A 14,224-nucleotide genomic window follows, 5' to 3' on the forward strand; every position below is an offset into this window, starting at 1 on the left:
CCGTCCGGCCCGGACCGGGCCGCACGATGTCCTCCCCGGGGTGCTGGGGGGTGCCGGCCTCGGCGCGGGGAGGAGGGAGCGGACGGTCCGGTGACAGGGTTTCCCCAGGTCGCCCATCGGGGAACCGGTACCTTCAGGCGATCGTCCCGGGCCGGGGAACAGCGCATACCCAGGTGCTTTCCCCGCTTCCCAGGGCTTGCCTGAGAGGTTCCTGTGCGTTTCTCAGGAAAATCACAGACAGGCGAAAGGGTGCTCTCAGAGGACCCCGACAGGGTGTCCTCCATGACCACGACCTCGCCCCAGGGGCGCACCGAACTGCTGAGGCCGGACGGGAGCCCCGTCCGAGTGCTTGTGGTGGACGACGAGCTGTCGATCACCGAACTGCTGTCCATGGCCCTTCGGTACGAGGGATGGCAGATCCGGAGTGCGGGGGACGGGACGGGCGCCATACAGACCGCCCGAGAGTTCCGGCCCGACGCCGTCGTCCTGGACATGATGCTGCCCGACATGGACGGCCTGACCGTCCTCGGCCGCCTGCGGCGCGAGCTGCCGGACGTGCCCGTGCTCTTCCTCACCGCGAAGGACGCCGTCGAGGACCGGATCGCCGGTCTCACCGCCGGTGGCGACGACTACGTCACCAAGCCCTTCTCGCTCGAAGAGGTCGTCGCGCGGCTGCGTGGTCTCATCCGCCGCTCCGGCGCCGCCGACCGCCGCTCCGACTCGGTCCTCGTCGTCGGCGACCTCACCCTCGACGAGGACAGCCACGAGGTGTCGCGCGCCGGCGAGAACATCCACCTCACCGCCACCGAGTTCGAGCTGCTGCGCTTCCTGATGCGCAACCCGCGGCGCGTGCTCAGCAAGGCCCAGATCCTCGACCGTGTGTGGTCCTACGACTTCGGCGGGCAGGCCAACGTGGTCGAGCTCTACATCTCCTACCTGCGCCGCAAGATCGACGCGGGGCGGGAGCCGATGATCCACACCCGGCGCGGCGCCGGGTATCTGATCAAGCCCGCGGCCTCATGAGCGGGCGACGACGACCGCGTCCGCAGAAGCGACATGGGGATCCCTCCGCTCGAGCGAAGCCGAGAGTGCGGGTGGGACAGCCGCGCACCCTGCGGACGCGTCTCGTCGTCGCCTCCGTGGTGCTGATCGCCGTGGTCTGCGCGGTGATCGGCACGGTGACCACGCTCGCGCTGCGCTCGCACCTCTACCAGCAGCTCGACGGCAAGCTGAAGGACATCTCGAGCCGCGCGACCGGGATGCCGCCGGGGGAGATGAAGGACGGCGAGCCCCGGCAGGACGCGGACGGGGCCACCGGCGGCTCGGGCACCGTGGACCTCGGCGAGTTCGTCACGCGCGGCCCCCAGCCGCAGGGCACGCTGATCGCGAAGGTCGACAACGGCGCCATCACCGACGCCAAGTACGGCGAGAAGGACTCCGGCAGCACCGACATCAGCGGCATGGCGGCCAAGGATCTCAGCGAGGCCCAGCGCTCCGCCCTCAACGCCGTCAGCCAGGACCGCGATCCGCAGAGCGTCGAGATCCCCGGCCTCGGCGACTACCGCGTCGTGTACGTCACCGGGAACAACGGCTCCTACTACGTCGCCGTGCCCACCCAGGACACCGACAACACCATCACCACCCTCATCCTCGTCGAGGTCAGCGTCACCGCCGCCGGGCTGGTCGCGGCCGGCATCGCCGGGTACGTGCTCGTGGGCGTCGCCACCCGCCCCCTGCGCAAGGTCGCCGCCACCGCCACCCGGGTCTCCGAACTCCCCCTGCACACCGGCGAGGTCAAGCTCAGCGAGCGCGTCCCGGAGTCCGAGACCGACCCGCACACCGAGGTCGGCCAGGTCGGCGCCGCGCTCAACCGCATGCTCGACCACGTCCACGGCGCCCTGCACGCCCGCCAGCAGAGCGAGACGAGGGTCCGGCAGTTCGTCGCCGACGCCAGCCACGAGCTGCGCACTCCCCTGGCGTCCATCCGCGGGTACGCCGAGCTGACCCGGCGCGGACGCGAACAGGTCGGACCCGACACCCGGCACGCGCTCGGCCGCATCGAGTCCGAGGCGGGCCGTATGACCCTCCTCGTCGAGGACCTGCTGCTGCTCGCCCGCCTCGACGCCGGCCGGCCCCTGCGGTTCGAGCAGACCGACCTCGTACCCCTCGTCGTCGACACCGTCAGCGACGCCCGGGTGGCCGGGCCCGACCACGTGTGGCGGCTGGAGCTGCCCGACGAGCCCGCCCTCGTGTCGGCGGACGCGGCACGCCTGCAGCAGGTGCTCGTCAACCTGCTCGCCAACGCCCGCACCCACACCCCGCCCGGCACCACCGTCACCGCACGGGTGCAGCGGTGCGGCCCCTGGCTGTGCGTGGACGTCCAGGACAACGGCCAGGGCATCCCGCCGGACCTGCTCCCGCACGTCTTCGAACGGTTCGCCCGCGGCGACTCCGCGCGCTCCCGCTCCACCGGCTCGACCGGCCTCGGCCTCGCCATCGTGCAGGCCGTCGCGGCGGCGCACGGCGGCGCCGTGACCGTCGACAGCGTGCCCGGACGGACCGTCTTCACCGTGCACCTGCCCGCGCTCGCCCCCGCCGTGCCCCGGCCCGCGCCGGAAACCGACTGGCGACTGGACTCACAGCACGAGCACAGGGTCGGCACATGGGTGCGACAGGGCGCTTGACGAAAGTCGATGACATGCGAACCGACTCTTCTCCCGGCACCCTGCCGGCGCGGGAGCACCTCCCGGCCGCCACAGCCGGTACGCCTGTCCTGGACGTAGTGATCCCCGTCTACAACGAGGAGAAGGACCTCCATCCGTGCGTCCTCAGACTGCACGACCACCTCACGCGGACGTTCCCGTACCCGTTCCGCATCACGATCGCGGACAACGCGTCGACGGACACCACCCCTGATGTGGCGCGGCTGCTGGAGACGCGGATCCCGGAGGTGACGTCCTTCCGGCTGGAGCAGAAGGGCCGCGGCCGTGCGCTGCGGACGGTCTGGTCCGCCTCGGAGGCCCCGATCCTCGCCTACATGGACGTGGACCTGTCCACCGACCTCAACGCGCTGCTTCCGCTGGTGGCGCCGCTGATCTCCGGCCACTCCGACCTGGCGATCGGCTCCCGCCTGGCCCGCAGCTCCCGTGTGGTGCGCGGCGCCAAGCGCGAGTTCATCTCCCGCTCGTACAACCTGATCCTGCGCGGCTCGCTCCAGGCCCGCTTCTCCGACGCCCAGTGCGGGTTCAAGGCCATCCGCCGTGACGTCGCACAAGTTCTGCTCCCGCTGGTGGAAGACACGGGCTGGTTCTTCGACACTGAGATGCTGGTGCTCGCCGAACGTGCCGGCCTCCGTATCCACGAGGTGCCGGTCGACTGGGTCGACGACCCGGACTCCACGGTGCACATCGTGAAGACGGCGACCGACGACCTGAAGGGGGTGTGGCGCGTAGGGAAGGCGTTGGCCACCGGTTCGCTCCCGCTGGACCGGCTGACCAGGCCGTTCGGCGACGACCCCCGCGACCGCGAGATCATGGACGTACCCAAGGGACTGGCCCGCCAGCTCGTCGGCTTCTGTTTCGTCGGTGGCCTGTCCACCCTCTTCTACCTGCTGCTCTACAGCGGCTTCCGGCAGTTCTCCGGCTCCCAGGTGGCCAACGCGCTCGCCCTGCTGGTCTCGGCGATCGCCAACACCGCCGCCAACCGCCGGCTCACCTTCGGGGTGCGCGGCCGCAGCGGAGCGGTCCGGCACCAGGCGCAGGGACTGGTCGTCTTCGGTATCGGTCTCGCGCTGACCAGCGGGTCCCTCGTCGCCCTCGACGCGGCGACGTCCGATCCCGCGCACTCGACCGAGCTGGCCGTCCTCATCGCCGCCAACCTCGCGGCGACGGTGCTGCGCTTCCTGCTCTTCCGGGTGTGGGTCTTCCCCGACCGGCGGGAGGGCGAGGAACAGCCGACGGACGCGGCCGCCCCGCACCAGCCGTTCCCGTCGCCGTACCCCGCCACCCCCACCACCGGTCTGCCGGCGCCGCTCCCCCAGCGCCGGGGCGCCCCCTACGACGCCCACGGCGCCTACGACACCACGCGGTTGCGCGCCGGTGAAGCCGCGGACGGCCCCTGGAGGGACGCCACCATCCGGCTGCAGCCGGTGCGCCCCCACGACACCGACCCGGGGGAAGGCCGATGAGCACCGATCTGGACCGGACGGCCGCCTGGGGCCCGCCGGAGACGGCACCTTCCGCCCGGCAGGAACCGGTCGTCCCGGCCCCCGGGCCGGGTGAGCCGAGGCAGCCTCTTCTCCGCGGACTGTGGCGCGGGCGCCCCGAGGACCCGCGCTGGGCGCGCCCGGCCTTCCTCGGCCTGCTGCTCGCCACCCTCCTCCTCTACCTCTACGACCTCAGCGCCTCCGGCTACGCCAACTCCTTCTACTCCGCGGCCGTCCAGGCCGGCAGCCAGTCCTGGAAGGCCTTCTTCTTCGGTTCGCTGGACGCGGCCAACGCCATCACGGTCGACAAGCCCCCGGCCTCGCTGTGGCCGATGGCGCTGTCGGTCAGGATCTTCGGCCTGAGCTCGTGGGCGATCCTCGTCCCCGAGGTCCTGATGGCCGTCGGCACGGTCGCCGTCGTCCACGCGGCCGTGCGCCGCCGCTTCGGTCCGGCCGCCGCTCTGATCGCGGGCGCGGTGCTCGCGCTCACCCCGGTCGCCGCACTGATGTTCCGGTTCAACAACCCGGACGCGATGCTGGCGCTGCTGATGGCGGTGGCCTGCTACCTCGTCATCCGCGCCCTGGAGGACGGCCGCACCAAGTGGCTGGTCTGGGCGGGCGCGGCGATCGGCTTCGCCTTCCTCGCCAAGACGCTGCAGGCCTTCCTGATCCTGCCGCCGCTGGCGGTCGTCTACGCGGTGTGCGCACCGGTGTCGCCGAGGAAGCGCTTCGGTCAGCTGGCCCTGGCGACGCTCGCGCTGGTCGTCTCCGGCGGCTGGTGGGTCGCGATCGTCGAGCTGTGGCCCGCCTCCTCCCGCCCGTACATCGGCGGCTCGCAGAACAACTCCTTCCTCGAGCTGACCTTCGGCTACAACGGCCTGGGCCGCCTCAACGGCGAGGAGACCGGCAGCGTCGGCGGCGGAGGCGGCGGTGGCGGCGGCAACTGGGGTGAGACCGGCTGGGACCGTCTGTTCGGCTCGAGCATCGGCGGCCAGATCACCTGGCTGATCCCGGCCGCGCTGATCCTGCTCGTCGCGGGCCTGGTCGCCACGCGGAGGGCCCGCCGCACCTCGGTGACGCGCGGATCCTTTTTGGTGTGGGGCGGTGCGCTGCTGATCACCATGGTGGTCTTCAGCTACATGCAGGGCATCTTCCACGAGTACTACACCGTGGCCCTCGCCCCCTACGTCGCGCCGCTGATCGGCATGGGCACGGCCAAGCTGTGGGAGCTGCGCGACAGGGCGTGGGCGTCGCTGACCCTGGCGGGTGCGATGACGGCCACCGCGGTCTGGGGGTACGTCCTCCTCAACCGCTCCTCCGACTACCTGCCGTGGCTGAAGTGGCTCGTCCTGGTCGGCGGTCTCGCCGCCGCGCTGGGCCTGGTCTTCGTGGCCAGGCTGGGCCGCCGGCTGGCCCTCGGTGTGGCCGGCGCGGGCCTGGTCGCGGCGCTGGCCGGTCCGACGGCCTACACCCTCACCACGCTGAGCGAGGGCCACACCGGTTCGATCGTCACCGCCGGTCCGGCGGTCTCGGGCGGACGCGGTGGCCCGGGCGGCGGAGGTGGTCCCGGGGGCGGCTTCCCCGGCGGGGGCCAGAACCAGCAGGGCCGGCAGAACGGCAACGGTCTCCCCGGCGGCGGCACCGGCGGCTTCGGCGGCGGGATGCCCGGTCAGCAGAACGGCGACGGCGGCGCGCAGGGCCAGGGGCAGCAGGGCAACGGCATGCCGGGCGGTCCGACGAACGGCGACGGCGGCCGCACGGGCGGCGGCGGTGGCGGCATGGGCGGCCTGCTCAACGGCGCCGGCGTCACCTCCGAGGCCAGGAAGCTCCTGGAGACCGACGCGGACGCGTACACCTGGGTCGCGGCGGCCATCGGCGCCCAGAACGCGGCGAGCTACCAGCTCGCCACCGGTGAGCCGGTGATGGCGATCGGCGGCTTCAACGGCACCGACCCGTCCCCGACGCTGGCCCAGTTCAAGAAGTACGTGGAGGAGGGGAAGATCCACTACTTCGTCTCCGGCGGCACCGGCGGTGGCATGGGCGGCAGCGGCAGCGGCACGTCCGCCGAGATCGCCGAGTGGGTCGAGGCCAACTTCGAACAGGTCACGGCCGGTTCGGCCACCTTCTACGACCTGACGCGGAAGGCGAGCGGCTAGGGCCTGTCTGACCATTCCCGTCTGCACCGCCGCCCCCCGGGCGACGACGGGAATGGTCAGACAGGTCCCAGGGACGGAGTGACGGTTCGCTGACGAAGGGCGGTGGCCCGGGGTGTGTCCAGCACCTCCCGGCACCGCCCTCGCCGTACGGCCGGGAAGTGCGTTGTACGGTGTATGAGAACTGTTCTACGGTGTACAGCATGACGACGTCCCCCCAGGAACAGGCCCCGGCCACCGAGACCCCCGTCCAAGGCCATCCCCAGCGCTGGCTGATCCTCGGTGTCATCTGCCTCGCCCAGCTCACGGTGCTGCTCGACAACACCGTGCTGAACGTGGCGATCCCCTCCCTGACCCGCGAGCTCGGCGCCGCCACCTCCGACATCCAGTGGATGATCAACGCCTACTCGCTGGTCCAGTCCGGCCTGCTGCTCACCGCGGGAAGCGCCGCCGACCGCTACGGCCGCAAGAGGATGCTGGTCGCGGGGCTGGCCCTGTTCGGTGTCGGCTCGCTGGTCGCCGGACTGGCCGAGTCCACCGGCCAGTTGATCGCCGCGCGGGCGGGTATGGGCGTCGGCGGGGCGCTGCTGATGACCACCACCCTGGCCGTGGCGATGCAGATCTTCACGCCCGAGGAGCAGCCGAAGGCGATCGGCATCTGGGCCGCGGTCAACTCCCTCGGCTTCGCGACCGGTCCGCTGGTCGGCGGTTTCCTGCTCAACCACTTCTGGTGGGGCGCGATCTTCCTGATCAACCTGCCGGTCGCGGCGCTGGGCCTGGTCGCGGTTCTCGCGCTCGTACCCGAGTCGAAGAACCCGCGCGGCGACCGCCCCGACCTGCTCGGCGCCCTGCTCTCCACGATCGGCATGGGCTCCCTGGTGTACGCGATCATCTCCGGTCCCGAACACGGCTGGACGTCGGACCGGGTGCTGGTCACGGGGACCGTGGCACTCGTCGTGCTGGCCCTGTTCGCCTACTGGGAGAGCCGCATCCCGTACCCCATGCTCGACATGCAGTTCTTCCGGAACCGCCGGTTCACCGGTGCGGTCGCCGGCGCCGTGCTGATCACCTTCGGCATGGGCGGCTCGCTGTTCCTGCTCACCCAGCACATGCAGTTCGTCCTCGGGTACGGCCCCCTGGAAGCGGGCCTGCGGACCGCTCCGCTGGCCCTGGTGATCGTGGCGCTGAACTTCTCCGGGGTGGCGGCGAGGTGGACGGCGAAGCTGGGTACGCCCGTGTCCATCCTGATCGGCATGACGGTGATGTCGGGCGGTCTGGTGTCGATCGCGACGCTGGGCTCCGGCGGCTATGCCGGGATGCTGCTGGGGCTGGTGGCGATCGGCGCGGGTACCGCCGTCGCCAGCCCGGCCATGGCGCACGCCATCATGAGCGCGATTCCCCGGGAGAAGGCCGGGGTCGGCGCCGGGATCAACGGCACGCTGGCGGAGTTCGGCACCGGGCTGGGGGTCGCGGTGCTGGGGGCCGTGCTCAACTCCCGGTTCGCGGCGCTGGTTCCGGTGGCGGCGACCTCCCTGCCGGCGGCGCTCGCGTCCGCCGGCTCCGAGAGCGAGAGGAGGAGCGTCACCGACGCGTTCTCCTCCGGGCTGGAGACCAGCCAGTTGGTGGGGGCGGTGGCCGTGCTGCTGGGAGGCGTGGTGGCGGCGGCGCTGCTGCGCAGGGCCGAGCGCGGGGATTCCGCGGGGGCCGTCTGAGGAGAAGGGGGTACCGCGATGTGCGAGTGCGGTGTCCGTGGTCGGTCGCGCTCACGCGGCCGAGCCGCCGGGCGGTGCGGCCTCGCGCCCCCTTCAGGCCGGCCGTGGCCTGGCATCCTTGGGTGACCGGAAGTGGGGAAGGTGCGGTTCATGGGTAAGGCAGCGGCGGCCGCGCGGACCAGCGTGTGGCTGGAGGGCAAGGCGCGCCGTGGGCGGGGCGGCGGGCAGCCCTCCGGGCTCGACCGGGAGCGGATCACCGAGGTCACCGTACGGCTGCTGGACGCCGAGGGGCTGGACAAGTTCTCCATGCGGCGGCTGGCGGCCGAGCTGAACGTGACGGCGATGTCCGTCTACTGGTACGTCGACACCAAGGACGACCTGCTCGAACTCGCCCTGGACGCGGCCTTCGGCGAACTTGAACTGCCCGATCCGCAGGACGAGGGCGCCGACTGGCGCGACCAGCTCCGCGCGCTGGCCACGGCGTACCGCGGGCTGCTGGTGCGCCACCACTGGCTGTCGCCGCTCGCCGGGCGGTACCTCAACATCGGCCCGAACTCCCTCGCCTTCTCCCGCACGGTCCAGCAGGTCATCCGCCGCACCGGCCTGCCCACCCACCGCATCACGAGCGCCATCTCGGCCGTCTTCCAGTTCGTGTACGGCTACGGCACGATCGAGGGCCACTTCTTCGGCCGGGTCGCGGACACCGGCATGACCGCGGACGAGTACTTCCAGCACGCCATGACCGCGGTGACCGAGGCCCCGACGGCCGCCGAGGTCGTCGAGGAGTCCAAGGACATCATGGCGGCCCGCGGCGGCGACACGGTCACCGAGATGCTCGACCGCGACTTCACCTTCGCCCTGGACCTGCTGGTGGCGGGCATCGAGGCGATGGTGGCACGGGGCTGACCGGCCCCGCGGCCGGCTACTCCCGGGGTGCGAGCCGGGCCGGGAAGCCGCCCGTGGCGACCGGGCCCCACCGGTCCGGGGTGATCCGGATGATCGACTTGCCCTGCTTGACCATCGCCTCCCGGTACTCGTCCCAGTCCGGGTGCTCGCCCGCGATGTTCCGGTAGTACTCCACCAGCGGTTCGACGGAGTCGGGGGCGTCGACGACCTCGGCCGTGCCGTCGATCTGGACCCAGGGCCCGTTCCAGTCGTCGCTCAGGACGATCACGCTGACCCGCTCGTCCCGCTTGGCGTTGCGCGTCTTGGCGCGCTCCGGGTACGTGGAGACCACGATCCGGCCCGAGTCGTCGACCCCGCAGGTCAGCGGCGACCCCTGGGGGCTGCCGTCGGCCCGCCGGGTGAGCAGGATCGCGCGGTGGCGGGGGCGTACGAAGTCCAGCAGCTCGTCGAGGGTGACGGAGGTGTTGGTCGCGATGTTCGGTGCCATGGGGTCAGCGTAGGCGGAGGGAGTGCCGTTCCGGCCGGCCCTGCCGTCGCTACGCCTGCGGGAGGGACTCTCCCTGCACGGCCTGGATGTCCAGCTCCACCTTCAGCGTCGTGCCGATGGCGGCGATGCCCGCCTGGACGACCTGGTTGTAGTTCATGGCGAAGTCCTCGCGGTGGAGTTCGGCCGTCGCGCGGAAGGCGGCACGGGTGCCGCCCCACGGGTCGGCGCCGGTGCCGAGGTAGGCGAGGTCGAGGTCGACGGGACGGACCACTCCGCGCAGCGTGAGGTCGCCGTGGACGGTCCAGCGGTCCGGGCCCGCGGCCGTCAGGCCGGTGGAGCGGTAGGTGATCTCCGGGTACGTCCCGACGTCCAGGAAGTCGGCGGAGCGCAGGTGGGTGTCGCGCATGCCGTTGCCGGTGTCGATGGATCCGGCCCGGATCACCGCCTCCACCCGGGACTTGGTGACGTCGTCCGGGGCGATCTCGACGCTCGCCGCGAACTCGGTGAACCGGCCGCGCACGCTGGAGATGCCCAGGTGCTGGGCGACCGCGCCGACCGTGGAGTGGGCGGGGTCGACGGTCCACGGGCCGGGCGGGGGCAGCTCGGTGCCGCCCTGCCGGGCCAGCGTCACCGTGCCGATTTCGGCCCGTCCGCTCGCGGTGACCAGCGCGCCGGCGGCGGCGGGCGCGTACCCGACGGCCGTGACGATCACCGTGTACGCGCCCGGCGCGAGCTCCGTCGCGTCCCGGACGGCGCCCTCCGTGTCGGCCTCGGCGCGCAGCACCTGCGTGCCCGTCATGTCGGTGACGGTGACGACCGCGTGCGACACGGCCCATCCGTCCCGGGTGCGGATCCTGGCGGTCAGTGCCATCTGGCGTAACTCCTCGGAAGAGACCGGCCCGTGGCGGACGCGCCTCCGCTCGGTGCGCGCCCGCCACGGGCCGGGGTCCATTACTGCGGGTCGGTCACTCGCCGGGGTGGGCGAGTTCGATGTCGTGGCCGTCCACACCGGTGCCGCCGACGGTCAGCGCGGTGGCCACCGGCGGGTATCCGGCCGCGATGACCGTGTACTCGCCGCCGTCGAGGTCGGTGAAGGCGTACGCCCCGTCCGCGCCGGTCGTGGCCGTGCCGACCACGTTGCCCGCCGCGTCCACCAGCGTCACCCGGGCGTCGGCCAGCGGGCCGTGCGGCGCCCGGACGACACCCTGCACCTGCGCCCCCGCCTCGAGGAGGACCTCGACACGGGTCACGCCGGTCGCGCCGATCTCGACGGGCAGCGCGCGCGGCCGGAACCCGGCCGCGTTCACCGCGACGGTCACGGCGCCCGGCACCAGTTCCGCGAAGGAGAACCCGCCCTGCTCACCGGTGGTTCCGGTGGCCAGCAGATCACCGCGCACATCGGTGACGATCACCATCGCGTCCTTGACGGGCTCGCCGGACGCCGCCGTCCGCACGACACCGCCCAGCCCGCTGGTCCCGCTGAGCAGGATGTCGTACGCCACCGGCTCGCCGTTCACCACGATCGTGGACGCCTGCGGCTGGAAACCGTCGGCGGAGGCGATCAGGACGTACGAACCCGTTCCCGGCGCGTCCAGCGCGTAGAAGCCGTCGGCCTGCGCGACCGACCGGCCGAGCTGGCGTCCCGCGAGGGAGATCAGCGTCACGGCGGCCTGCGGCACGGGCGCGCTCTCCGCGCCGCGGACGTGGCCGTGGACCGGTATGCCGGCGTTGCCGGTGGACGCCGTGGGGGCGTCGACGGTGGCGACGGCCGCGAGGCGCTGGGCGCCCTCGGGGCCGGCCTCGGTGACGGAGGCCGCGGAGGCCCAGCTCGGGACACGGGCCTCCGGCTGCTCGACGGCGGCCGCGGCCTGGGCCGGAGCCTGCGCGGGGCTCACCGCCGCCGTCCCCTCGGCGGTGGCGGCCTGCGCCGTCGCGCCGCTGGTCTTCAGCGGGACCTCCTTGATGAACAGCGTGACGAGGAGGGCGAGCAGCGCCATGACCGACGCGATCAGGAAGACGTCCGCGATGCCGTGGCCGTACGCGCTCTCCATGACCGTGCGCAGCGGCGCGGGCAGCTTGTCCATGTCGGGGATCTCGCCGGTGGAGCTCGCCCCGGACGCGAGGGAGGCGTAGTCGGGGCCGAGGCCGGCGATGCCGTCCTGGGCGTAGTCGGTGATCCGGTTGGCCATGACGGCGCCCAGCGCGGAGACGCCCATCGCGCCGCCGAGGGACCGGAAGAAGGTGACGGTCGAGCTGGCCGCGCCGAGGTCGCGCGGCTCCACCTGGTTCTGCGTGGACAGCACCAGGTTCTGCATCATCATGCCGACGCCGAGGCCGAGCAGGGCCATGAAGACGGCCGTCTTCCAGTAGTCCGTGTCATAGCGGATGGTGCCCAGCAGACCGAGGCCGGCCGTGGTGAGCACACCGCCGCTGACCAGCCAGGCCTTCCACTTGCCGGTGCGGGTGATGAGCTGTCCGGAGACGGTGGAGGAGACGAAGAGCCCGCCGATCATCGGGATCGTCATGATGCCCGACATGGTCGGGGACTCGTCGCGGGCCAGCTGGAAGTACTGCGCGAAGAAGACCGTGCCGGAGAACATCGCGACGCCCACGAACAGCGAGGCGATCGACGACAGGGTGATGGTCCGGTTGCGGAACAGCCGCAGCGGGATGATCGGCTCCTCGGCCCTCGACTCGACGAGCACGAAGACCAGCCCGAGCACGATCGAGCCCGCGACCATCGCGTACGTCTGCCAGGACAGCCAGTCGTACTTGTCACCGGCGAAGGTGACCCACACCAGCAGCAGCGAGACCGCCGCCGAGATGAAGAACGCGCCGGCCCAGTCGACCTTGACGTCCCGCTTCACGACCGGGAGGTGCAGGGTCTTCTGGAGCACGATCAGGGCGAGGACGGCGAAGGGGACGCCGACGTAGAAGCACCAGCGCCAGCCGAGCCAGCTGGTGTCGGTGATGACACCGCCGAGCAGCGGGCCGCCGACCGTCGCGACCGCGAAGGTCGCGCCGAGGTAGCCGGAGTAACGACCGCGCTCGCGCGGGGAGATCATCGCCGCCATCACGATCTGCGCGAGGGCGGAGAGGCCGCCGACGCCGATGCCCTGGACGACCCGGCAGGCGATCAGCATGCCGGCGTTCTGCGACAGCCCTGCGGCCATCGAGCCCAGCACGTAGATGATCAGGGCCGTCTGGACGAGCGCCTTCTTGTTGTACAGGTCGGCGAGCTTGCCCCACAGGGGCGTGGCCGCCGTCATCGCCAGCAGCGTGGCGGTGACGACCCAGGTGTAGGCGGACTGGCCGCCGCCGAGGTCGCCGATGATCTCCGGGAGGGCGTTGGAGACGATCGTGGACGACAGGATCGCCACGAACATCCCGAGCAGCAGCCCGGACAGGGCCTCCATGATCTGCCGGTGCGTCATCGGCGCGTCGCCGGAGCGCCCGGAGGAGCCTCCCCCGTGCTTGGCGTGGGCCCGCACACCGGCTGGTGTGGTCGTTGCCATGGGCTTCCTTCTCTTACGTAGCTTGTGCGGGTGTACGGGTGATCGGTTCGCGTACGGGAACGGGTGGTGGGGGCGGTGGCCGGTGCGGGGCGGCCCGGCAGTCGCCGAAGCTGGCGCGCAGCCGGGTCATCAGCCGGATCAGCTGGGCGACCTCCTCGTCGGTCCAGTCGCTCAGGCGCTCGGCCAGCAGGCCGGCGCTCCGGCGGGACAGCTCCAGGAGCATCGCCTCGCCCTCGGGGGTGAGGCGCAGAATGCGGGAGCGCTTGTCCGCCGGGTCGGGCGACCGGTCGATCCAGCCCCGCTCGGCGAGGTGCGCGGCATGCCGGCTGGTGACCGACATGTCGACGGCCAGCAGCTCGGAGAGGGCGCTCATCCTGAGATCGCCGTGCCGGCCGAGCAACGTCAGCACCGCCGCCGAGCCCGCCGAGCAGTCCGGCGGCAGGATCCGTCCCAGGTCCCGCTTCACGGCTCCGACGGCGCTGAGTTGACGCGCCAGCTCCTCGTACTGCCCGTCCCGCGCCCGCCCTGCCATCACACCTCCTGATTTGTTGCTTAGGGCAACCATAGAAGTCTTGGTTGCTGCAGGCAAATAAAACGGGACGCGTGGCCGCAAAAAGTTGGCAAAGGCAAGTATTGCGGGAGTAAACGCGCTGGTGGGGCGGGGCGCGGGCAGAGGGAAGGCGGCCCCGGCCCGGCAGGCGCAGTGACCCGGGGGGAGCGGCCTCGCCACGACCGCGGACGGGTCCTCGGCGAAAACCGCACCACGCGCTGGAGATCCGGCTCGCCGACGAGCGCGCCCACGCCGCACGCCGCCGCGCCGAGAAAGCGCTCCGGGCGCCGCCGGCCCCTGCCGGACGGTTCGTGGCGCCGCCCGCAGCGCCACTGGGCGAACATCACCCACCGCCCCGACCCGGCGTTCCCTCCCACCGAGCCGCTGCCCGTGGTGGTCGCGCGGGTGCTCCGCTCCTCGGCCGCCCCGGTGAGGCCGGCGTCTCGACGTGCCGGATGTGCGGGCAGCGGGGCGACACCGTTCTCCCGGGCCGACGGCTCACTCTGGGAGCACGTGCTGTGCGAGCGGTGCGGAGTGGGCCTCGCGCGCAGGCGCGTCCCCCCTCACGTCGGACCGGAGGCCGAACGCGGCACGCTGTGGAAGGAGATCCGGGCGTCGCGCGCCGGTCACCGGCGGTCCGGCGGACCGCCGTGTGTCTGAGGCTTCCGAAGCCTCGCGCGGCAACCCCCACTTGGGC

The 14,224-nt window shown here is 72.1% G+C and carries 10 protein-coding genes; 6 read left to right on the forward strand and 4 right to left on the reverse strand.

Going from position 1 to position 14,224, the window contains the following annotated elements; all coding sequences use genetic code 11:
• Positions 1-282 precede the first annotated feature (282 nt).
• From ACIHAR_RS35730 to ACIHAR_RS35755, 6 genes are all read left to right on the forward strand, one after another.
• Positions 283-1,023, forward strand: coding sequence for a response regulator transcription factor (locus ACIHAR_RS35730; RefSeq protein WP_062701118.1), 741 nt, complete (start codon positions 283-285; stop codon positions 1,021-1,023).
• Positions 1,020-2,684, forward strand: coding sequence for a sensor histidine kinase (locus ACIHAR_RS35735; protein WP_400023378.1), 1,665 nt, complete (start codon positions 1,020-1,022; stop codon positions 2,682-2,684). Before ACIHAR_RS35730 ends, ACIHAR_RS35735 begins: the two co-directional genes overlap by 4 nt.
• A 14-nt stretch (positions 2,685-2,698) precedes the next feature.
• Positions 2,699-4,186 (forward strand): glycosyltransferase, encoded by a 1,488-nt coding sequence (locus ACIHAR_RS35740; RefSeq protein WP_400023380.1) that lies wholly within the window; start codon positions 2,699-2,701, stop codon positions 4,184-4,186.
• Positions 4,183-6,360, forward strand: a complete 2,178-nt coding sequence (locus ACIHAR_RS35745) for an ArnT family glycosyltransferase (RefSeq protein WP_400023381.1) — start codon at positions 4,183-4,185, stop codon at positions 6,358-6,360. The genes ACIHAR_RS35740 and ACIHAR_RS35745 overlap by 4 nt, the downstream gene beginning before the upstream one ends.
• Positions 6,361-6,560: 200 nt before the next feature.
• Positions 6,561-8,069, forward strand: a complete 1,509-nt coding sequence (locus ACIHAR_RS35750) for an MFS transporter (RefSeq protein ID WP_400023383.1) — start codon at positions 6,561-6,563, stop codon at positions 8,067-8,069.
• Positions 8,070-8,219: 150 nt separating this feature from the next.
• Positions 8,220-8,975, forward strand: a complete 756-nt coding sequence (locus tag ACIHAR_RS35755) for a TetR/AcrR family transcriptional regulator (protein ID WP_365465557.1) — start codon at positions 8,220-8,222, stop codon at positions 8,973-8,975.
• A gap of 16 nt (positions 8,976-8,991) precedes the next feature.
• On the opposite strand, the gene ACIHAR_RS35760 is transcribed toward ACIHAR_RS35755, so the two are convergent.
• From ACIHAR_RS35760 to ACIHAR_RS35775, 4 genes are all read right to left on the reverse strand, one after another.
• On the reverse strand, positions 8,992-9,462 hold the full coding sequence (locus ACIHAR_RS35760; RefSeq protein WP_365465560.1) for a PPOX class F420-dependent oxidoreductase: 471 nt from the start codon (positions 9,460-9,462) through the stop codon (positions 8,992-8,994).
• A 49-nt stretch (positions 9,463-9,511) separates the two neighbouring features.
• Positions 9,512-10,333 (reverse strand): YceI family protein, encoded by an 822-nt coding sequence (locus ACIHAR_RS35765; RefSeq protein WP_365465562.1) that lies wholly within the window; start codon positions 10,331-10,333, stop codon positions 9,512-9,514.
• A 94-nt stretch (positions 10,334-10,427) separates the two neighbouring features.
• On the reverse strand, positions 10,428-12,977 hold the full coding sequence (locus tag ACIHAR_RS35770; RefSeq protein WP_400023384.1) for an MFS transporter: 2,550 nt from the start codon (positions 12,975-12,977) through the stop codon (positions 10,428-10,430).
• 13 nt (positions 12,978-12,990) lie between these two features.
• Complete coding sequence (locus ACIHAR_RS35775) at positions 12,991-13,509, reverse strand: MarR family transcriptional regulator (protein WP_365465568.1); 519 nt, start codon at positions 13,507-13,509, stop codon at positions 12,991-12,993.
• Between the last annotated feature and the right edge of the window lie 715 nt (positions 13,510-14,224).

It is taken from the genome of Streptomyces sp. NPDC052016 (assembly GCF_044548445.1).
GTDB lineage: Bacteria > Actinomycetota > Actinomycetes > Streptomycetales > Streptomycetaceae > Streptomyces.

Bases quoted from the DNA above. Each gene is read 5' to 3' on its own strand.
- ACIHAR_RS35770 (WP_400023384.1), bottom strand. From the start codon at position 12,977: ATGGCAACGACCACACCAGCCGGTGTGCGGGCCCACGCCAAGCACGGG.
- ACIHAR_RS35730 (WP_062701118.1), top strand. From the start codon at position 283: ATGACCACGACCTCGCCCCAGGGGCGCACCGAACTGCTGAGGCCGGAC.
- ACIHAR_RS35760 (WP_365465560.1), bottom strand. From the start codon at position 9,462: ATGGCACCGAACATCGCGACCAACACCTCCGTCACCCTCGACGAGCTG.
- ACIHAR_RS35755 (WP_365465557.1), top strand. From the start codon at position 8,220: ATGGGTAAGGCAGCGGCGGCCGCGCGGACCAGCGTGTGGCTGGAGGGC.
- ACIHAR_RS35735 (WP_400023378.1), top strand. From the start codon at position 1,020: ATGAGCGGGCGACGACGACCGCGTCCGCAGAAGCGACATGGGGATCCC.
- ACIHAR_RS35740 (WP_400023380.1), top strand. From the start codon at position 2,699: ATGCGAACCGACTCTTCTCCCGGCACCCTGCCGGCGCGGGAGCACCTC.
- ACIHAR_RS35765 (WP_365465562.1), bottom strand. From the start codon at position 10,333: ATGGCACTGACCGCCAGGATCCGCACCCGGGACGGATGGGCCGTGTCG.
- ACIHAR_RS35745 (WP_400023381.1), top strand. From the start codon at position 4,183: ATGAGCACCGATCTGGACCGGACGGCCGCCTGGGGCCCGCCGGAGACG.
- ACIHAR_RS35775 (WP_365465568.1), bottom strand. From the start codon at position 13,509: ATGGCAGGGCGGGCGCGGGACGGGCAGTACGAGGAGCTGGCGCGTCAA.
- ACIHAR_RS35750 (WP_400023383.1), top strand. From the start codon at position 6,561: ATGACGACGTCCCCCCAGGAACAGGCCCCGGCCACCGAGACCCCCGTC.